This window comes from Pseudomonas sp. Ps21-P2, from assembly GCF_039672565.1.
Taxonomy (GTDB): domain Bacteria; phylum Pseudomonadota; class Gammaproteobacteria; order Pseudomonadales; family Pseudomonadaceae; genus Aquipseudomonas.
In genome coordinates this window covers 673,569-692,540 of sequence record NZ_JBDFPL010000002.1, presented here as the reverse complement: position 1 = coordinate 692,540, position 18,972 = coordinate 673,569, and the positions used below count along the sequence as shown (strand labels likewise).

The following is an 18,972-nucleotide window of genomic DNA, read 5'->3' as shown; positions in this document are numbered from 1 at the left end:
GTACGGTCCTTGTATCCGGGATGTATCCTGTCCGATATTTCTGTAATGGTTTAGGTGTATTGCGCCCGGACCCACCGCGCTATGGTTCACGCCCTTGCGACGGTCAAAGGAGTGGCACACATGCATCAAACCCTTGAGCAGGTTTTCGGTTATCGGCAGTTTCGCGCCGGACAAGAGGCCGCCATCAGTGCGGTGTTGGCAGGACGCTCCGCTGCGGCGATATTTCCCACAGGTTCCGGTAAATCCCTCTGCTATCAGCTGCCTGCGTTGCTGCTGCCGCATCTGACCTTGGTGGTGTCACCGCTGCTGGCGCTGATCCAGGACCAGTTGGCTTTCCTTCAACGGCACGGCATTGCGGCGGCGAGCATCGACTCCGCGCAAAGCCGCGATGACGTCGCCGAGGTCATGGCCAGGGCCCGCTCCGGTGAGTTGAAAATCCTGATGATTTCCGTCGAGCGCCTGAAGAACGAGCGCTTCCGGCATTTCATCACTCAGGTGCCGATCTCCCTTCTGGTCGTGGACGAAGCGCACTGCATTTCCGAGTGGGGCCACAACTTCCGGCCCGATTACCTGAAACTCCCTGACTACCAGCGCGAGTTCAACATCCCCCAGGCGCTGCTCCTGACAGCGACCGCGACGCCCCAAGTCATTAATGACATGCAAAGCAAGTTCGGCATCGCGCCGGACGATGTGGTGACGACCGGCTTCTACCGACCCAACCTCACGCTGCGGGTTGAACCGGTTGCGGGCCGGGACAAGCGCCGGCGTCTGGTGGAGTGGCTCGGCGAACGGGCCGGGCGGCCGAGCATTGTCTACGTCACGCTGCAAAAGACTGCCGAGTTCGTGGCAGCTCATCTGTCGCAGAACGGCATCCCGGCGTACGCCTACCACGCGGGCCTGCCTCACGATAAGCGCGAATCGATCCAGCGCCAGTTCATGGACGGGCGTCTGAACTGCATCGTTGCCACGATCGCGTTCGGGATGGGGATCGACAAGAGCGACATCCGCAACGTCGTGCATTTCGATCTGCCCAAATCCATCGAGAACTACAGCCAGGAAATCGGCCGTGCGGGGCGCGACGGGGCGACGTCGGAGTGTCTGGTCTTGGCCAATCGCGATAGCCTGAACGTGCTGGAAAACTTTGTGTACGGCGACACGCCGGAGCAGGAGGGCATCCGGCGGGTGCTGGAAGATCTGCAAGGCGCGCGCAACGACAGTCAGTGGGAGTTTCTGCTGGCGCCTTTGTCGGACCTCAGCAACATCCGCCAACTGCCCCTCAAAACGCTGCTGGTGCAGCTGGAACTGCGCGGGATCATTGCGCCGCGTTATTCGTATTTCGCGGAGTATCGCTTCAAGTACCTGATAGAGCCGCAGGTGCTGGTGCAACGCTTTCAGGGCGAACGACGCCAATTCGTGCAGGCGCTGACCGAGACGTCAAGCCGGGCGCGCACCTGGGCAACCGTGAATTTCGACGCGATGTATCAGCAGTATCAGGCCGAGCGCGGGCGAGTGGTGACGGCGCTGGATTTCTTTCAGGAAAAGGGCTGGATCGAACTCGAAAGCAAGCAGATGACGGAGGTCTACAGCCTGATCGCCGCCGACTTCGACGCGCAGGCGCTGAGCGAGGAGTTGCATGACTATTTCGTCGATCACGAAAAGACCGAAGTCGCGCGCATCCACGCGATGCTCGAACTGTTTGCCAGCGAGCAGTGCCTCAGCCATCGTCTGGCCCGATACTTCGGCGACGACCTTGCGCCCGAGCAGTGCGGCCATTGTTCGGTGTGCGAGGGCCATGTGGCTGTGCTCCCCGAGCCGCCAGCCCTGACGCCGTTGACCGAGCAGAACTTCGCGGACCTGTGCAGCGAGTTCGTCGGCAAGCACCTTGAGGTCCGAGGGCATGAGCCGGGTGCGGAGTGCCTGACGCGGTTTCTCTGCGGGATCAGCGTGCCGATGTTTACCCGGCTCAAGGCCCGCAATATCGGCGGGTTTGCGGCGCTGGAGGCGTATCCGTATGCCGAGGTGCGGAAGTGGATTCAGAGCCAGATTCAATAGCCTTTACCGACCTCATGAACGAAGAAGCACAACAGACAAACCGGAGTGAGCCACATGAACGACACCCCGCAGCGCGCCGACTACCGCCACTTTCAGCCGATCGTCACGCGCTGGCACGACAATGATGTGTACGGCCATATCAACAACGTCACGTATTACAGCTTTTTCGACAGCGCGGTGAATACCTACCTGATCGAGCAGGGCGGGCTGGATATCCACGACGGTGAAGCGGTGGGATTTGTGGTGAGTTCGTCGTGCGATTACTTTGCGTCGATTGCCTATCCGGAGTTGATCGAGGTCGGGCTGCGGGTTGGCAAGCTGGGCAACAGCTCGGTGCAATATGAGCTGGCGGTGTTCAAGGCGGGGGAAGACGAAGCGCGGGCGGCAGGCCGCTTCGTGCATGTGTTCGTGGATCGGGCGTCCAATCAGCCGGTGCCGATCCCGACGGGGTTGCGGCAGGCGCTTGAGCGATTGGTGGTTTGAAAATGAAACCGGCCGCGTCAAGGGCGGCCGGTGTTCATCGGGTCAGGTGCGCGAGTCGGACTCGACGGCGTTAGTCACGATGATGCTTGCGATGACCGTACGCGTGGCCGCGACCGTGTTTGTAGTCGCGGCGATCGCCACGGTAGCCACGGCCTCGGTCGTCGTCACGGCGGCTTTCGTCGCCCATGTAGTTGCCGAGTGCGCCGCCCGCGCCGCCGCCCGCCGCTGCGCCGATCAGACTGCCCGTGCTGCCGCCGACACTGCGGCCAATCACGTTGCCGCCCGCGGCACCCAGGCCGCCGCCGATTGCGGCTTCGGTACGGTTTCTGCGGTTGGCGCCCACTGCGCCGCCGGCCGCGCCGCCAAGGCCGGCACCGATTGCCGAACCTGTGCTGCCGCCGACCTGCTGGCCAACGACGGAGCCGAGTACCCCACCCAATGCGCCGCCCACGCCGGCCGTCAGGTTATCGCCTGCTGAGGCAAAACCGCTGACCAGTGAGAACGACAACAACAGAATCGAGGAATACTTCATGTAGGAATGCTCGTAGGGATGACGCCGCGATCCTGCAAGTATGAAGAAAATGTCACAATCGAATTCCGACGAGTAACACGACCTGTATACAAAACGCTAACTTATTGTTTTGGCTTGGGAACCTAAGTCAGGTTGTTGAGTCATACGCTACTGGACAAAGGCCCGAATCTCGCGATTCGGGCCTTTTTTTGTGGCTGCTGCGCAGGTGAGCTTGATCGCGACGTGACCAGTACATTCGGTGAACATCCAGCGGCTGAAAGCTCCCCTTCGCGAGCAAGCTCGCTCCCACAAGGACGTGAGTCAGCGAGCTATCTCGATCAGTGCGATGAACCTGTGCTTTGCTACGCAGATTAAATAATCCGCGCGGTCTCCACATGCCGTTCCAGCTTGATCGCGACGAACTTGGACGTTGGCGTGCTGCTGCCGTCACCGACGCTTTCCAGGGGCACCAGCGGGTTCACTTCCGGGTAGTACGCAGCGGCCTGGCCGGCCGGGATGTCGAACGGCAGGAGGGTGAAGCCCTTCACGCGACGCGTGATGTCATCGCCCCAGATCGACACGATGTCGACTTTCTGGCCCGGTACGAAGCCCAGACGAATGATGTCGGCCTCGTTCACGAACATCACGTCACGCTGACCTTTCACGCCGCGATAACGGTCGTCTAGGCCATAGATGGTGGTGTTGTACTGATCGTGCGAACGCATGGACTGCATGATCAGGTCCGGCACGATGCCTGTCCCGCGCACGCTTTCATGCACCAGATCGCTCGGCAGTACGTTCGGCTTGAAGTTGGCCCGCGCACTTGGCGTGTTCCAGCGACGGGAGCCTGCGGCGTTGCCCAGATAGAAGCCGCCCGGGTTCTTGATCTTCTCGTTGAAGTTCTGGAACGAGGGAATAGTGTCGGCGATCAGGTCGCGAATGCGGCTGTAGTCCGCCACCAGCCACAGCCAGTCCACCGGCTGCTTGCCCAGAGTCGCGTTGGCGATGCCCGCCAGAATCGCAGGCTCGGAACGCATCTGCGCCGACAGCGGCTTGAGCTGACCGTTGGACGCATGAACCATGCTGAACGAGTCTTCAACCGTCACCGCTTGCGGGCCTTCGGCCTGGATGTCGATGTCGGTACGGCCGAAGCACGGCAGGATCAGTGCTTCTTTGCCATGGGCGAGGTGACTGCGGTTGAGCTTGGTGCTGATCTGTACGGTCAGGTCGCAGTTGCTCAGGGCTTCGAAGGTGCGCGGGCTGTCCGGAGTGGCCTGGGCGAAGTTGCCGCCCAGCCCGATGAAGACCTTCGCGCGGCCTTCCAGCATCGCGTGAATCGCTTCGACGACGTTATGGCCGTTTTCACGCGGCACTTTGAACTGGAAACGTTTCTCCAGCGCATCGAGGAAGAACGCCGGCGGACGCTCGTTGATGCCCATGGTGCGGTCGCCCTGCACGTTGCTGTGACCGCGCACCGGACACAGGCCAGCGCCGGGCCGGCCGATGTTGCCGCGCAGCAGCATCAGGTTGGAAACTTCCTGGATGGTCGGCACCGAATGGCGATGCTGAGTGATGCCCATCGCCCAGCACATGATCACGTTCTTGCCTTTGGCGTACATGCGCGCGGCGAGTTCGATGTCGGTCAATGGCAGACCCGATTGCTCGACGATGAATTCCCACGAGGTATCGTCGATGGCGGCCAGGTATTCCAGCACGCCATTGGTGTGTTCGTTGAGGAACGTGTGATCGAACACCGATGGCTCGTTCTTCGCCTGAGCTTCACGTTCCCACTGCAGCAGGAACTTGGCCATGCCGCGCAGCAGGGCCATGTCGCCGCCCAATGCCGGACGGAAATACGCCGTGTTGGTCGGCTCGGAGCCGTTGCTGAGCATTTCCAGCGGGTGCTGCGGGTGCTGGAAACGCTCGAGACCACGCTCTTTCAGCGGGTTGACGCACACCACCTGGGCGCCACGTTTGACCGCTTCACGCAGCGGCTCCAGCATGCGCGGGTGGTTGGTGCCCGGGTTCTGGCCGAGGACGAAAATCGCGTCCGCGTGCTCGAAGTCCTCGAAGGTCACCGTGCCTTTGCCGACGCCCACGCTTTGCGACAACGCAACGCCGCTGGCTTCGTGGCACATGTTCGAGCAGTCAGGGAAGTTGTTGGTGCCATAGGCACGGACGAACAGCTGATACAGATACGCCGCTTCGTTGCTGGCACGGCCCGAAGTGTAGAACTCGGCCATGTTCGGGCTTGGCAGGTTGTTCAGGTGCTTGGCGATCAGGGCGAAGGCGTCGTCCCAGGCGATCGGCTTATAGCGATCGGTCTGAGCGTCGTAGACCATTGGCTCGGTCAGACGGCCCTGATATTCCAGCCAGTAATCACTTTGCTCAAGCAGCGCGCTCACGCTGTAGCGGGCGAAGAAAGACGGGTCGACGCGGCGCTTGGTCGCTTCCCAGTTCACGGCCTTGGCGCCGTTCTCGCAGAACTTGACCATGCCGCTTTCCGGCGAATCGCCCCACGCGCAACCTGGGCAGTCGAAACCGCCGTTCTGGTTGGTTTTGAGCATCGTGCGAATGTTCTTCAGGGCGTTGTCGCTGGTCAGCCAGAAGTGGGCGACGCTGATCAATGCGCCCCATCCGCCGGCCGGGCCTTTGTAGGGCTTGTAGCGGGGGGTCGATACCTTGTCGGCTTCTTTATGCATGCTCACGCTTGATTCTCCAACGCAGGACTGTAAACCCGCGGCGCACTGTGTTTAGGCAGATGAATGAGGTTGAGGTTGTGGCGGCGAGCCCATTGCAGCGCCAGGCCGGTCGGCGACGACAGGCTGACAAGGGTCTGAATGCCGGCACGTAATACTTTTTGAATCAGTTCGAGACTGCAGCGGCTGGTGACGATAGCCAGCCCGCCCGTGGTCGGGATGTTCTGGCGAATCAGCGCGCCGATCAGCTTGTCCAGAGCGTTATGTCGGCCGATGTCTTCACGACCTAAAAGAATTTCGCCGCGAGCGTCCATGAACATCGCTGCATGGACGGCGCCGCAGTGTTCACCCAGTGGCTGAAACTCACCCATGCGCGCGCGCAGGCCTTTCAGCCATTCGGCGGGGGGAAGAGGGGCGCCGGGCAGCACGTTGAGCTCGGGCAAGGCCTGCTCGACGGCTTCAACGCCGCACAGGCCGCAGCCGCTGGTGCCGGCCATTTGCCGACGCTGGGTTTTCAGGTTCCAGAAGGCGCGGCTGGCGATTTCAACTTCTGCGGTCTGCGCAGAGCCACAACCACCGAGCTTGATGTCGTAGATCTCGTCCGGTGATTCGATGAGCCCGCTGCCGATGCTGAAGCCGACGATGAAGTCTTCCAGATCGCTGGGCGTGACCAGCATGACCGCCTGGCTGATGCCGTTGTAGGCGATCGCCAACGCGACTTCCTCGGCCAGCACATTGGGCTCGCTGACGTCGTGTTCGAGGTTCGAATAGCTGTAGGACTGGCTTGCGGCGGGCGCGGGCAGTTGTTGTGCGGGCGCCGTGATATCCATGTGCTTGGCGTGCATTGGGAGTAACCGGCAGAATGATTAGGCTTAAGCCTAGGCCTCCGGTCGGATTACGTCTAATCGCTAGTACTGATGCACCGATAGATGACGTCGATCAACTTTCTTGCATCATCGTGTGATAGAGCGCCAGACAGGCTTCAGCCAATGCCGAGCGCGGCGCTGAGCGACGCATGATCAAGCCTAGTCGAGCCAGAGTCTGTGCGTCTTCGATGGGTTGCAAGCGCAGATGCTCGGTGAGGGATTCCAGCCCGCCGTCCAACGGCATGATTGCGCAGCAGAAGCCGCCATGAACCGCTTGCAGCAGCTGATGGACCGCATCGGTCTGAATGATCGGCTGCGGATGGAGGCCGCGGCTGTGGAAGTTGTGATCGATGGACTGCCGAAAGTGCATGCCGCTGGTGAGCAGGCCCAAGGGCAGTTTGGTCAGGCTTTCCCAGCTCGACGTCTCTTCGGCAAAGCTGAAATAGCGCTGGTCATACATCACACCCATCCGCGTCTCGGCCAGTTGCAATGAGTCGAAACGCTCGGAGTCCAGTCGGTCCAGATACGAAACCCCGAGGTCCAGGCGGTTGCTGGCGAGTTGATCGAGAATCTGCTCGGAGCTCAGGGATGAAAGCTCGAAGCGCATGTTCGGGTGCAGGGAATGCAGGCGTTGCAGCAAGGGCAGCGGATCGAAGTTCGAGAGTGGCACCACGCCCAGCCGTAATGTGCCGACCAGATGCCCGCGACAGGCGGCGGCTTCAGCCTGCAAGCCGTCATACGCTGCCAGCACCGTGCGCGCCCATGCCAGAACGCGTTCGCCCGGCGCGGTGAAGCCTTCGAAGCGTTGGCCGCGATTGACCAGCGGCAGATCCAGCTCTTCTTCAAGGCTGCGCAGACGCATCGACAGGGTCGGTTGCGTGATATGGCAGCGCGCAGCGGCCTGCCCGAAGTGACGGGTTTCGTCGAGGGCGATCAGAAATTTCAGCTGCTTGATGTCCATCGTCTCTCCTTGAGGCACAGGCCGGCCCGGCGAAGTCTATCGCGACCGACCGTCAAATGGCTTGAAACCTTGAGACGCGGCCACAGGTCGGAGACTTGTCGGGCAATGTCAGCGGAACAGATGTTGCGCGGGAAACCACAACGACACTACGACGACACCAAGGAGAAACCCATGAGTCTGTTCAGTTTTGTGAAGGAAGCCGGTGAGAAGCTTATCGACCTGCTCACCCCAGGAAACGCCAACGCCAGCGATGAGCTGAAAAAGCACATCGAGTCTGTCGGGTTGGGCAATCCCAACGTTCATGCGACGGTCGAAGGCGACAAGATTACCTTGACGGGCGAAGTCGCCAGTCAGGAAGAGAAAGAGAAGATCGTACTGGCGGCCGGTAACATCGCCGGTGTTGGCAGCGTTGATGATCAGCTGACCATCGCCGCCGGCGCACCTGCTGTGGTTGCTGCGACGTTCGTCACTGTTCAGAAGGGCGATACCCTCAGCGCCATCTCGCTGCGCGTGTATCACGATGCCAACAAGTACCAGAAAATCTTCGACGCCAACAAGCCGATGCTGAAGGACGTAAACAAGATCTACCCAGGTCAGGTTCTGCGTATTCCTGAGTAAGCGGTAAGTTGTACTGGCCGTACGGAAACCAGCGTTAGCGCTGACCGTACGGCAACCCTTGCTGCATGATTCTTACAAGCCCTGTATCAACGCCCGATAATCCTCAACAGCCTCGAACTCTTCGGTGTCTTTCGGGCCTTTTCGGCTGTCCGGCTCACGCACTGCCAACAAATGGCCGATGCCGTATCGCCCGGCGCTGCGCAAGATCGGCAAGGTGTCGTCGATGAACAGACTGCGCGCCGGATCGAACTTGATATCGTCCTGCAGCGCGTCCCAGAACTGCGGGTTTTCCTTGGGATAACCGTAGTCATGGGAGCTGATCAAACGCTCGAAGTAGGGCGCCAGTTCCAGTCTTTCCATCTTCAGCGACAGCGAGTCGCGGTGAGCGTTGGTGATCATGATCACCCGTTTGCCAGCCTGCTTGAGGGCGGTCAGAAACGTCTCGGCGTCGGGGCGCAATGCGATGAGGTGGGCGATCTCGACTTTCAGGTCCTTCACCGGCAGGTTCAGCTCCGTGCTCCAGAAATCGGTGCAGTACCAGTTGAGGGTGCCGGCGTTTTTTTCGAAGAGCGGCATCAGCTCCAGTTGCGCCATGGCCAGACTGACCCCGTGCACTTCGGCATAGCGCTTGGGCAGATGCTCCAGCCAGAAGTGATTGTCGAAATGCAGGTCGAGCAGCGTGCCGTCCATATCCAGCAGAACGGTGTCGATATCGCGCCAGGGCAAAGAAGGCATACAAGTCTCTCGGCGTTGAAGGGGTCGCGTGGGTTTGCGGCGAAGACATCCGCAAAAGCCACGGTATAGTAACCCGTCTACGCCAAGGAGCTCGTCATGCAGCAGAAACCTACCGTCCTCTCTCGCGAAATCGTCGCGAGCAGCCGTCTGTTCCGCGTTGAAGAAGTGCAGCTGCGCTTTTCCAACGGCGTCGAGCGTACCTACGAGCGGCTGGTCGGCAGCGGCAGTGGCTACGGCGCGGTGATGATCGTGGCCATGCTCGATGCCGACCACGCCGTGCTGATCGAGGAGTATTGCGGCGGCACGGATCAGTACGAGCTGTCGCTGCCCAAAGGCTTGATCGAGCCGGGCGAGGACGTGCTGGCCGCCGCCAATCGCGAGCTCAAGGAAGAGGCCGGTTATGGCGCGCGCACCTTGGTGCACCTGACCGAGCTGTCGCTTTCGCCCGGCTACATGAGCCAGAAAATCCAGGTCGTGCTGGCCACCGATTTGTATGAGGAAACACTGCCCGGCGACGAGCCTGAGCCGATGCGCGTGGACAAGGTCAATCTGCGCGAGCTTTCCAGTCTGGTTCAGAATCCGCAGTTCACTGAAGGGCGCGCGCTGGCGGCGCTGTACCTCGCCCGGGATCTGCTGGCCGAGCGTGGGGATTTTCTGCCATGAACCCGACATTCGCCCAATTGCCGCATCCGCTGCTTGCGCCCGTCATAGAACTTTGCCGGCAGGCGGGCGAAGTCACTCTGCCGTTCTGGCGCGCCGGCGTGGAAGTCGAGGTCAAATCGGATGACTCGCCTGTCACGGCCGCTGACCTGGCCGCCCATGAGCTGTTGGTGGCGGGCCTCAAGGCGCTGGATCCGAGTATTCATATCCTGTCCGAAGAGGACGCCAACATCCCGTTGAGCGAACGCAGCCAGTGGCAACGCTGGTGGCTGGTGGACCCGCTGGACGGTACCAAGGAATTCATTGCCGGCAGCGAAGAGTTCACCGTCAACGTGGCACTGATCGAGAACGGTCGTGTGGTGTTTGGCGTGGTGTCGATGCCGACCAATAACCGCTGCTATTTCGGTGGCGCCGGGCTGGGTGCGTGGCGCAGTGACGACCCGCAGCATCTGGCGCCGATCAGCGTGCGCAATGAGCCGGGCGCGGGAGAAGCGTTCACCGTGGTCGCCAGCCGTCGTCACTCCAGCCCCGAGCAACAGAAGTTGCTGGCCGGTTTGTCGGAAGTGGTGGGTGAGCTAGAGCTGACCAATATCGGCAGCTCGCTGAAGTTTTGCCTGCTGGCCGAAGGGGCCGCCGATTGCTACCCGCGTCTGGCGCCGACGTCTCAGTGGGATACCGCTGCTGCACAAGGTGTGGTGGAAGGCGCGGGCGGCGTAGTGCTGAACCTGGACGGCACGACCTTCGAGTACCCGGCGCGGGAGACGCTGCTGAATTCGTATTTTCTGGCGTTGCCGGCTGAGGCGACATGGCGCGGCGCGTTGCTGGCGTTGGCGAGGGCTTGAGCGCACATCAGCTCTGAGGACGCCGTAGGGGATCAATTGTGGGAGCGAGCTTGCTCGCGAATAGGTCGGTACATCCACGCCATTTTCAGCGGCTGGAATGCCGCTTTCGTGAGCAAGCTCACTCCCACAGGGGCTGTGTCTGCTGCGAGAAAGCGCGGTGTCAGAAGACGCTGCAGATGTCTCTGCTGAATACGGATTGTGGGAGCGAGCTTGCTCGCGAATAGGTCGGTATATCCACGCCATTGTCAGCGGCTGTAATGCCGCTTTCGTGAGCAAGCTCACTCCTACAGGGGCTGTGTCTGCTGCGAGAGAGCGCGGTGCCAGAAGACGCTGCAGATGTCTCTGCTGAATACGGATTGTGGGAGCGAGCTTGCTCGCGAATAGGCCGGTACATCCACGCAATGTTCAGCGGCTGGAATGCCGCTTTCGTGAGCAAGCTCACTCCCACAGGGGCTGTGTCTGCTGCGAGAGAGCGCGGTGCCAGAAGACGCTGCAGATGTCTCTGCTGAATACGGATTGTGGGAGCGGTTTGCTCGCGAATAGGCCGGTACATCCACGCCATTTTCAGCGGCTGTAATGCCGCTTTCGTGAGCAAGCTCACTCCCACAGGGGCTGTGTTTGCTGCGAGAAAGCGCGGTGTCAGAAGACGCTGCAGATGTCTCTGCTGAATACGGATTGTGGGAGCGAGCTTGCTCGCGAATAGGTCGGTATATCCACGCCATTTTCAGCGGCTGGAATGCCGCTTTCGTGAGCAAGCTCACTCCCACAGGGGCTGTGTCTGCTGCGAGAAAGCGCGGTGCCAGAAGACGCTGCAGATGTCTCTGCTGAATACGGATTGTGGGAGCGAGCTTGCTCGCGAATAGGTCGGTATATCCACGCCATTTTCAGCGGCTGTAATGCCGCTTTCGTGAGCAAGCTCACTCCCACAAGGGCTGTGTCTGCTGCGAGAAAGCGCGGTGTCAGAAGACGCCGCAGATGTCTCTGCTGAATACGGATTGTGGGCGCGAGCTTGCTCGCGAATAGGTCGGTATATCCACGCCATTTTCAGCGGCTGGAATGCCGTCTTCGCGAGCAAGCTCACTCCTACAGGGGCTGTGTCTGCTGCGAGAAAGCGCGGTGTCAGAAGACGCTGCAGATGTCTCTGCTGAATACGGATTGTGGGAGCGAGCTTGCTCGCGAATAGGTCGGTATATCCACGCAATTTTCAGCGGCTGGAATGCCGTCTTCGTGAGCAAGGTGGAGCGCCACCCCGGTCACTCCCACATAGGCAAGGCGTGTCGGGCAGCTTTGTTCAGCGATGCAGCACGAACTGCCCGACGAATTCCACTGCCGTTTCTTCTGATCCATCAGCCACGATCCGGGTGTGCAGCGTCAGGCGCGCACGGCCGCGTCGGTGGTAGAGCTTCACGAATCTCTCCCAGCTCGCTTCATCCGGAGCGTCGCAAATGGCGATGCCATCGCGGGTGACCGGCAGGGGATAACTGATCTGGCCGTCCTGAATCACGATGTGCCCGTCGTCGATCCCGGCTTCCTTGAGCCGCAAGTACAGCCAACCCCAGCCCGCCAGTACCGCGCCGCAATACAGGCTGCCGCCGAACAAGGTGTTCTTGTGATTGACGTTGGGCGCCAACGGCAGGTGCAGACGAAGTTGATGGTCTCGCCAGCCCAGCACCTTGACACCCATTTCCCGGGTGAGGGGAATGTCCCGGTGCAGCACCGCTTCCAGATCTTCAGCAGACAAACGTTGCCGGTCAGTCATTGTCGTCGGACCCCGCGCCGTTGAAGGTCAGCCCGTGCTTGCGCAGTTTGTCGTGCAGGGTTTTGCGTGGCAGGCCCAAGGCTTCGGCGAGGCTGCGGACCGAGCTGTGCGGACGGGTCAGTTCGGCGGCAATCAACGCTCGCTCGAACGCCTCGACCTGCTCGCTCAGCCCGCCGTTGGATGCCACCAGATCCGGCTGCGCCTCGCCTTCCAGTTCCAGCTCAAGGCCCAAGGCGAAACGCTCGGCGGCGTTCTGCAGTTCACGCACGTTGCCCGGCCAGGTGTGACGCAGCAGCAGCGCCCGATGCCCCGGCTGCAATTCATGCCGTGGCAGGCCGTGGCGCAAACTGGCGGTATCGGCGAAATGCTGGAACAGCACCAACGCGTCTTCGCCACGCTCGCGCAGCGGAGGAATGCGCAACGGCGCGACATTAAGGCGGTAATACAAGTCGGGCCTGAAACGCCCTTGGTCCGCCGCCTGGCGCAGGTCTTCTTTGGTCGCCGCGATCACCCGGATGTCCAACGGGATCTGCTGATTCCCGCCCAGCCGCTCAACCACGCGCTCTTGCAGCAAACGCAGCAGCTTGACCTGCACGTCCATGCTCATGCTTTCGATTTCATCCAGAAACAACGTGCCGCCGTTGGCGAATTCGAACTTGCCGATGCGGCGCTTCTGCGCCCCCGTGAAGGCGCCCGACTCGTGGCCGAACAGCTCGCTTTCCACCACCGACTCGGCCAGCGCCCCGGCGTTGATCGCCACGAACGGACCATTACGGCGGTTGGACAAATCGTGCAGTGCGCGGGCGACCACTTCTTTGCCGGCGCCGGTTTCGCCAAGAATCAACACGTCAGCCTTGGTCGCCGCCAGCGCGCCGATCTGATCGCGCAGGCGCTGGATGGGGGCGGATAACCCCACCAGTCGCGTGCTCAGTTGCTGACGGTCGCTCAGCTCAAGCCGCAAGCTCCGGTTGTCCAGCACCAGCCTGCGCAGCGCCAGGGCGCGCCGAACGCTGTCGAGCAGTGCGTCGCTGGCAAAGGGTTTTTCCAGAAAATCGTAGGCGCCGGCGCGCATGGCCTGCACCGCCAGCGGCACGTCGCCGTGTCCGGTGATCAGCAGCACCGGCAACTCCGGATCCTGGGCGTGCAGCTGGTGGAGCAACTCGAGGCCGTCGATGCCCGGCATGCGAATGTCACTGACGATCACTCCCGGCCAGTCACGCTCGATGCGCGCCTGCAGGCCTTTGGCGTCGCTCAGCGGCAGGATTTTCAGGCCGGCGAGATCGAGCGTCTGGCTCAGGGCCTGACGCAGGTGCGGGTCGTCGTCGATCAGCACCACCTGAATCCGGCTGTCGATGGCGTCGGTGCTCATGCAGATAAGTCCTCAGACGGTTGAAGGTTGACGCCCGAGGCGCCGGTGCGCATCCGCAACGTCAGCAGCGCACCGCCTTCCGGGTGATTGGCGAACAGCAGCTCGCCGCCCAGTGCGCGCATCAGCGTATCGCAGATCGCGAGGCCCAGGCCGAGCCCCTGGGTGCGCGTCTTGGTGGTGAAAAACGGCTCGCGGGCGTGCTCCAGCGCTTCTCTGGAAAACCCCGGGCCGTTGTCGCGGATGTACAGATTGACGCCCTCGGCGTTGTACTCGGCACTGATCCACAATTTGCGCGGCGGGCCTTTCTCGGTCAGCGCATCCAGCGCATTCGCCAGTAGATTGCCCAGCACCTGACGCAGCCGCGTCTCGCCGGCCTGCACCCACAAGGTCGCGGCGGGTAAATCGCGGATCAATTCCACTTCCATCGCGCGCCGACGCTTGGCGAGCAGGGCCAGCGCATCGTCCAGCGCTGGCTGCAGCGCCACGCTTTCAGGCGCATGCCGGTCACGCCGGGCGAAGGCGCGCAGGTGCGCAATAATCGACGCCATGCGCCCGGTGAGTTCGCTGATCAGCTTGAGGTTGCCGCGGGCGTCTTCGGTGCGCTGATGATCGAGCAGCACTTCGGCGTTCTCGGCGTAACTGCGAATGGCCGCCAGCGGTTGGTTGAGTTCATGGCTGATGCTCGCCGACATCGTGCCCAGCGCTGACAGCTTGCCGGCCTGAACCAGTTCGTCCTGGGCGCGAAACAGTTCCTGCTGCGCCTGCTCGCGTTCGAGAACTTCCTGGCGCAATCGCTGATTGACGCCTTCCAGATCGCAGGTCCGCTCGGCGACTCGCACTTCCAGCTCCCGGCGCGCCTTGGCCTCGAAGTTGATGCGATCCAGATAATGGCGGCGGCGCTGCATCATCAGCCCCAATAGAAGCATCAGCACCAGCAACGCACCACCGCCAATGGCAACCACCGTCCGCACCGGCCTCGACACCAGCATCTGGGGGGCGAGGATGTTCACGCTCCAGCCGGTCTCGTCGATCTGCTGGGTTTGCTTGAGCCAGCCGTTTTCATCCAGCTGCAGCGGGCGCGGATCGCGGGTCGGGTAGGGCTGGATGGCGACGATCGCCTGCTTTTCTTCCTCACTCAGCGGGCGCGTGGCGCGGAAACGCCAGGCCGGATTAGAGGTCAGGATCACCACGCCGTTGTGGTCGGTGACGAGCAACTGTTCCGGCGTTTTGCCCCACAAGGTTTCAGTGAGGTCCAGGTCGACCTTGACCACCAGCACACCGATCACAGTGTCGCCGTCGCGCACGGCGGCCGCGAAGAAGTAGCCGCGTTTGGCTGACGTTGTGCCCAGGCCGAAAAAGCGGCCGAGATTGCCAGCCATGGCATTGCTGAAATACGGGCGGAAGGCGAAGTTGCGGCCAACGAAGCTGTCGCGTTTGTCCCAGTTCGACGCGGCGAGGGTGTCGCCATTGGGCGCCATCAGGTAGATCACCTCGGCGCCGGTCTGCCGGGCGGTGTTCATCAGCAGCACGTTCGCCTGGGCTTGCGCCTGTTTGTCTTGGGGGTTCGCCAACATGGCGCGCAGCCCGGGCAGGTCGCCGAGAATCTGTGGCAGAACTTCATAGCGGTGCAACGTGCCCAGCAGGTTGGCGACGTACAGATCGAGGGTCTGGCGATTCTGGCTCAGCAGCTCATTGCGGTAATAGTGTTCGGCCAGGCGTTCGAGCGGCCACAGCAACGGGGCGAGGATCAGCGCCAGTAAGGCAAGGCTGCGCCAGCGAGGGCGGCGGGGAAGGGCGTTAGTGCTGATCATGAAATCGCCGGTGGGTTCGTTGCGGTGTAGAGCGGCTGCGGATGAATCATTATTCCGCAGCCGCTCAACATCGAGTCGGCCCATTATGCCTACCGCTGCTGCGCTAAGCACTCCAGCAACGCTTCGTGCCAGTCCGGCTGGCTGACGCCCCACTCGCGCTGCAATCGGCTGCAATCCAGACGCGAATTGAGCGGGCGTGCAGCCGGCGTCGGGTAAGCGCTGGAAGCAATCGGCTCAAGGGTCGCGCAGGGTTTGCCGCTGTTGATCAACTGCTGACCAATGGCTTCAGCGAACCCGAACCACGACGTTTCGCCGCTGGCCGTCAGGTGATAAACACCCCAGGCGCCTGGTGCCCCGTCACGCCAGCGTTTGATCAGCGCACCGGTGCTGGCGGCGATGGTGCCGGCCCAGGTGGGCGCGCCGATCTGGTCCGCAACGATCGACAGCTTCTCGCGCTCTTGCAGCAAGCGCTGCATGGTCAGCAGAAAGTTGCGCCCGGTCAGGGAGTACACCCAGCTCGTGCGCAAAATCAGGTGCTGCCCGCCCGCTGCGGCGATGGCCCGCTCGCCCGCGAGCTTGCTGCTGCCGTAAACGCCCAGCGGATTCGGCGCGTCGGACTCAACCCACGCACCAGCCTTGCTGCCGTCGAACACATAATCGGTGGAGTAGTGAATCAGCGGAATGCCCAGTGCCGCAGCTTCTTCAGCGAATACACCGGGGGACGTCGCGTTAATGGCGAAGGCCAGGTCCGGCTCGCTTTCGGCCTGATCCACTGCCGTGTGCGCGGCAGCGTTGATGATCAGGTCCGGCTTGATATTGCGAACCACCGGGCGGATGGATTCCGGCTGACTCAAATCCAGCTGATCACGGCCCAGCACGATCAGCTCGCCCATGTTCTGCAGGCGTTGCTGCAGCGCATGGGAGACCTGGCCGTGTTGCCCGCTGATCAAAATGCGCAGCGGCGCACTCACGGGAACAGGTCCGCGTCTTTCAGGAGCTTGCCGACCTGATCCTTGGCCGACAATTGAGGTGCTTCGCTCAAGCCCCAGTCGATGCCCAGCTCAGGATCGTCCCAGCGAATGCAGCGCTCGGCCGACGGCGTGTAGTAGTCGGTGGTCTTGTAGAGGAACTCGGCGTAGTCGCTCAACACCACGAAGCCGTGGGCGAAACCCTTGGGAATCCACAGCTGACGCGCGTTTTCGGCAGACAGCTCCAGACCGAACCATTGGCCGAACTGTGGCGAGCTGCGACGGATGTCGACAGCGATGTCCAGCACGCGGCCGACGGTCACGCGCACCAGTTTGCCCTGTGGGTTTTCGATCTGGTAATGCAACCCGCGCAGGACACCTTTCTGCGAGCGCGAGTGATTGTCCTGCACAAACTGATCGGCGACGCCGGTGGCCTCGGCAAAGGCTCGGGCGTTGAAACTTTCGTAGAAGAAACCACGCTCATCGCCGAACACCTTGGGTTCGATGATGAGGACTTCAGGCAACTTGCTGGCAACCACTTTCACTGACTTTCCCCTGCGATCTTGAACAGGTACTGACCGTAGCCGGTCTTGCCGAAATAGTCAGCCCTGTTCAACAGGTGGGCGCGGTCGATCCAGCCGTTCTGATAGGCGATTTCTTCCAGGCACGCGACCTTCAGGCCCTGACGGTGCTCGATGGTTTGCACGTATTGCGACGCGTCCAGCAGGCTGTCGTGCGTACCCGTATCGAGCCAGGCGAAGCCGCGGCCAAAGCGCTCGACGCGCAGGTCGCCGCGCTTGAGATAGGCGTTGTTGACGTCGGTAATCTCCAGCTCGCCGCGCGGGGACGGCTTGACATCCTTGGCGATCTGAATGACTTCGTTGTCGTAGAAATACAGACCGGTCACGGCGTAGCTGGACTTCGGCGCCTTGGGCTTCTCTTCGATGGACAGCGCGTGGCCGTGCTCATCAAAGTCGATCACGCCGAAACGCTCCGGATCCTTGACCCAGTAGCCAAACACGGTCGCGCCGGAGGTGTTGTCCGCCGCACGCTTGAGCTGCTCGCTGAAGTGCTGACCGTGGAAGATGTTGTCGCCGAGAATCAGGCACACCGAGTCATCGCCGATGAACTCTTCGCCAATCAGGAATGCCTGCGCGAGGCCGTCCGGCTTGGGCTGCTCCTCGTAATGAAAGCGCACGCCGAACTGACTGCCGTCGCCCAGCAGCGCCCGGTATTGCGGCAGGTCCAGCGGCGTCGAGATGACCAGGATGTCCTTGATCCCGGCCAGCATCAGCACCGAGATCGGGTAATAGATCATCGGTTTGTCATAGATCGGCAACAGCTGTTTTGAGACCCCGAGGGTGATCGGGTGCAGGCGTGTGCCCGAGCCGCCGGCCAGTACAATTCCTTTAGTCATGCGATCAGTTCCTTCACGTTGGTGCCCAGGCGTTCGCCCTTATAGCTGCCGTCTTGCACGTTGCGGCACCATTCAAGATTGTCGAGATACCACTGCACGGTTTTGCGCAGGCCGGATTCGAATGTCTCTTCCGGTGTCCAGCCCAGTTCGCGCTCGATCTTGCTGGCGTCGATGGCGTAACGCATGTCATGGCCCGGGCGGTCGGTCACGTAGGTGATCAGGTCCGCGTAGTGGTCCACGCCTTTGCGCTGTTCCGGCGCCAGCTCTTCGAGCAGCGCGCAGATGCCGCGCACGACGTCGATGTTCTTTTGTTCGTTATGGCCGCCGATGTTGTAGGTCTCGCCGACCTTGCCCTCAGTTACCACCTTAAGCAATGCGCGGGCGTGGTCTTCGACGAACAGCCAGTCACGCACCTGCAAGCCGTTGCCGTACACCGGCAGCGGCTTCCCGGCCAGGGCATTGAGAATCACCAGCGGGATGAGCTTCTCGGGGAAGTGGAACGGGCCGTAGTTGTTCGAGCAGTTGGTGACGACCACCGGCAGCCCGTAGGTGCGCTGCCAGGCGCGAACCAGATGGTCTGACGCCGCTTTGCTGGCCGAATACGGCGAGCTTGGCGCGTAGGGCGTGGTTTCGGTGAACAGGTCGTCCACGCCATGCAGGTCGCCATACACTTCGTCAGTGGAGATGTGGTGGAAGCGAAAGGCGGCGCGCTCGGCCTCCGGCAAGGTCAGCCAGTAGCTGCGGGTCGCTTCCAGCAGGCTGTAAGTGCCGACGATGTTGGTCTGAATGAACTCCGACGGGCCGTCAATCGAACGGTCGACGTGGGACTCAGCCGCCAAGTGCATGATCGCGTCCGGCTTGAAGCGCGCGAGGACTTTGCTCACCGCAGCCTGATCAACGATGTCTTCTTGCACGAACTCATACCGAGTGTTGTTCGCAATGCCCTGCAGCGACTCAAGATTCCCGGCGTAGGTCAGCTTGTCGAAATTGAGGACGTCGTGATCGGTGTTGTTGATCAGATGACGGATCAGCGCAGAGCCGATGAAGCCGGCGCCACCGGTAACAAGTATTCGCATGGATAAACCTTCTTCCCTGGAAAGACGTAAGACGATAAAGGCGTAGGACGATGGAGCATAGCTTGTGGGGCCTTGCTGACTGACGCAAGGAGCAATCCGCCAACAAGCGATGAAATTAATTGATGGCCCATGGCAATCAGCGCCA

The 18,972-nt window shown here is 61.4% G+C and carries 17 protein-coding genes; 5 read left to right on the top strand and 12 right to left on the bottom strand.

Going from position 1 to position 18,972, the window contains the following annotated elements:
* Positions 1-120: 120 nt before the first annotated feature.
* Both ABEH28_RS06900 and ABEH28_RS06895 read left to right on the top strand, forming a co-directional pair.
* Positions 121-2,052: a RecQ family ATP-dependent DNA helicase gene (locus tag ABEH28_RS06900; RefSeq protein ID WP_346629475.1), complete on the top strand. Its 1,932-nt coding sequence runs from the start codon at positions 121-123 to the stop codon at positions 2,050-2,052.
* A 54-nt stretch (positions 2,053-2,106) separates the two neighbouring features.
* Positions 2,107-2,535, top strand: a complete 429-nt coding sequence (locus ABEH28_RS06895; RefSeq protein WP_192171334.1) for a thioesterase family protein — start codon at positions 2,107-2,109, stop codon at positions 2,533-2,535.
* Positions 2,536-2,605: 70 nt separating this feature from the next.
* On the opposite strand, the gene ABEH28_RS06890 is transcribed toward ABEH28_RS06895, so the two are convergent.
* The 4 genes from ABEH28_RS06890 to ABEH28_RS06875 all read right to left on the bottom strand — a co-directional run bounded on the left by ABEH28_RS06890 (position 2,606) and on the right by ABEH28_RS06875 (position 7,572).
* Complete coding sequence (locus ABEH28_RS06890; protein WP_346629474.1) at positions 2,606-3,067, bottom strand: glycine zipper domain-containing protein; 462 nt, start codon at positions 3,065-3,067, stop codon at positions 2,606-2,608.
* Positions 3,068-3,417: 350 nt separating this feature from the next.
* Positions 3,418-5,748 carry an FdhF/YdeP family oxidoreductase gene (locus ABEH28_RS06885; RefSeq protein WP_346629548.1) on the bottom strand — a complete coding sequence of 777 codons (2,331 nt, stop codon included), beginning with the start codon at positions 5,746-5,748 and terminating at the stop codon, positions 3,418-3,420.
* A gap of 2 nt (positions 5,749-5,750) precedes the next feature.
* On the bottom strand, positions 5,751-6,590 hold the full coding sequence (gene fdhD / locus ABEH28_RS06880; RefSeq protein WP_192171333.1) for a formate dehydrogenase accessory sulfurtransferase FdhD: 840 nt from the start codon (positions 6,588-6,590) through the stop codon (positions 5,751-5,753).
* A gap of 94 nt (positions 6,591-6,684) precedes the next feature.
* A complete protein-coding gene (locus ABEH28_RS06875; RefSeq protein ID WP_192171332.1) occupies positions 6,685-7,572 on the bottom strand; it encodes a LysR family transcriptional regulator in 888 nt (295 codons plus the stop codon).
* A 171-nt stretch (positions 7,573-7,743) separates the two neighbouring features.
* Between ABEH28_RS06875 and lysM the strand changes: the two genes are divergently transcribed.
* The gene (lysM, locus tag ABEH28_RS06870) at positions 7,744-8,190 is read left to right on the top strand and encodes a peptidoglycan-binding protein LysM (protein WP_192171331.1); all 447 of its coding nucleotides are present in this window, start codon (positions 7,744-7,746) and stop codon (positions 8,188-8,190) included.
* Between the two features lie 72 nt (positions 8,191-8,262).
* Here lysM and yrfG read toward each other — a convergent pair whose 3' ends face one another.
* Positions 8,263-8,925 carry a GMP/IMP nucleotidase gene (yrfG, locus tag ABEH28_RS06865; protein ID WP_346629473.1) on the bottom strand — a complete coding sequence of 221 codons (663 nt, stop codon included), beginning with the start codon at positions 8,923-8,925 and terminating at the stop codon, positions 8,263-8,265.
* Between the two features lie 96 nt (positions 8,926-9,021).
* On the opposite strand from yrfG, the gene nudE reads away from it, so the two are divergent.
* Positions 9,022-9,588: an ADP compounds hydrolase NudE gene (gene nudE, locus ABEH28_RS06860; RefSeq protein WP_122534054.1), complete on the top strand. Its 567-nt coding sequence runs from the start codon at positions 9,022-9,024 to the stop codon at positions 9,586-9,588.
* A complete protein-coding gene (gene cysQ / locus ABEH28_RS06855; RefSeq protein WP_346629472.1) occupies positions 9,585-10,427 on the top strand; it encodes a 3'(2'),5'-bisphosphate nucleotidase CysQ in 843 nt (280 codons plus the stop codon). Before nudE ends, cysQ begins: the two co-directional genes overlap by 4 nt.
* Before the next feature lie 1,291 nt (positions 10,428-11,718).
* Here the strand turns inward: cysQ and ABEH28_RS06850 are convergent.
* The 7 genes from ABEH28_RS06850 to rfbB all read right to left on the bottom strand — a co-directional run bounded on the left by ABEH28_RS06850 (position 11,719) and on the right by rfbB (position 18,827).
* Positions 11,719-12,186, bottom strand: a complete 468-nt coding sequence (locus ABEH28_RS06850; protein WP_192171328.1) for a YiiD C-terminal domain-containing protein — start codon at positions 12,184-12,186, stop codon at positions 11,719-11,721.
* Positions 12,179-13,555, bottom strand: coding sequence for a sigma-54 dependent transcriptional regulator (locus ABEH28_RS06845; RefSeq protein WP_192171327.1), 1,377 nt, complete (start codon positions 13,553-13,555; stop codon positions 12,179-12,181). The genes ABEH28_RS06850 and ABEH28_RS06845 overlap by 8 nt, the downstream gene beginning before the upstream one ends.
* Entirely contained in the window at positions 13,552-15,366 is a 1,815-nt protein-coding gene (locus ABEH28_RS06840; RefSeq protein ID WP_192171326.1) for an ATP-binding protein, read from the bottom strand. Before ABEH28_RS06840 ends, ABEH28_RS06845 begins: the two co-directional genes overlap by 4 nt.
* 89 nt (positions 15,367-15,455) lie before the next feature.
* Positions 15,456-16,337: a dTDP-4-dehydrorhamnose reductase gene (rfbD, locus tag ABEH28_RS06835; protein ID WP_192171325.1), complete on the bottom strand. Its 882-nt coding sequence runs from the start codon at positions 16,335-16,337 to the stop codon at positions 15,456-15,458.
* Positions 16,334-16,879, bottom strand: a complete 546-nt coding sequence (rfbC, locus tag ABEH28_RS06830; RefSeq protein WP_192171324.1) for a dTDP-4-dehydrorhamnose 3,5-epimerase — start codon at positions 16,877-16,879, stop codon at positions 16,334-16,336. Before rfbC ends, rfbD begins: the two co-directional genes overlap by 4 nt.
* A complete protein-coding gene (rfbA, locus tag ABEH28_RS06825) occupies positions 16,876-17,751 on the bottom strand; it encodes a glucose-1-phosphate thymidylyltransferase RfbA (RefSeq protein ID WP_192171323.1) in 876 nt (291 codons plus the stop codon). Before rfbA ends, rfbC begins: the two co-directional genes overlap by 4 nt.
* The gene (gene rfbB / locus ABEH28_RS06820; RefSeq protein WP_192171322.1) at positions 17,748-18,827 is read right to left on the bottom strand and encodes a dTDP-glucose 4,6-dehydratase; all 1,080 of its coding nucleotides are present in this window, start codon (positions 18,825-18,827) and stop codon (positions 17,748-17,750) included. Before rfbB ends, rfbA begins: the two co-directional genes overlap by 4 nt.
* Between the last annotated feature and the right edge of the window lie 145 nt (positions 18,828-18,972).

Coding starts and splice junctions, on each gene's coding strand:
- ABEH28_RS06900 (WP_346629475.1), top strand. CDS start 121: ATGCATCAAACCCTTGAGCAGGTTTTCGGTTATCGGCAGTTTCGCGCC.
- ABEH28_RS06895 (WP_192171334.1), top strand. CDS start 2,107: ATGAACGACACCCCGCAGCGCGCCGACTACCGCCACTTTCAGCCGATC.
- ABEH28_RS06890 (WP_346629474.1), bottom strand. CDS start 3,067: ATGAAGTATTCCTCGATTCTGTTGTTGTCGTTCTCACTGGTCAGCGGT.
- ABEH28_RS06885 (WP_346629548.1), bottom strand. CDS start 5,748: ATGCATAAAGAAGCCGACAAGGTATCGACCCCCCGCTACAAGCCCTAC.
- fdhD (WP_192171333.1), bottom strand. CDS start 6,590: ATGCACGCCAAGCACATGGATATCACGGCGCCCGCACAACAACTGCCC.
- ABEH28_RS06875 (WP_192171332.1), bottom strand. CDS start 7,572: ATGGACATCAAGCAGCTGAAATTTCTGATCGCCCTCGACGAAACCCGT.
- lysM (WP_192171331.1), top strand. CDS start 7,744: ATGAGTCTGTTCAGTTTTGTGAAGGAAGCCGGTGAGAAGCTTATCGAC.
- yrfG (WP_346629473.1), bottom strand. CDS start 8,925: ATGCCTTCTTTGCCCTGGCGCGATATCGACACCGTTCTGCTGGATATG.
- nudE (WP_122534054.1), top strand. CDS start 9,022: ATGCAGCAGAAACCTACCGTCCTCTCTCGCGAAATCGTCGCGAGCAGC.
- cysQ (WP_346629472.1), top strand. CDS start 9,585: ATGAACCCGACATTCGCCCAATTGCCGCATCCGCTGCTTGCGCCCGTC.
- ABEH28_RS06850 (WP_192171328.1), bottom strand. CDS start 12,186: ATGACTGACCGGCAACGTTTGTCTGCTGAAGATCTGGAAGCGGTGCTG.
- ABEH28_RS06845 (WP_192171327.1), bottom strand. CDS start 13,555: ATGAGCACCGACGCCATCGACAGCCGGATTCAGGTGGTGCTGATCGAC.
- ABEH28_RS06840 (WP_192171326.1), bottom strand. CDS start 15,366: ATGATCAGCACTAACGCCCTTCCCCGCCGCCCTCGCTGGCGCAGCCTT.
- rfbA (WP_192171323.1), bottom strand. CDS start 17,751: ATGACTAAAGGAATTGTACTGGCCGGCGGCTCGGGCACACGCCTGCAC.
- rfbB (WP_192171322.1), bottom strand. CDS start 18,827: ATGCGAATACTTGTTACCGGTGGCGCCGGCTTCATCGGCTCTGCGCTG.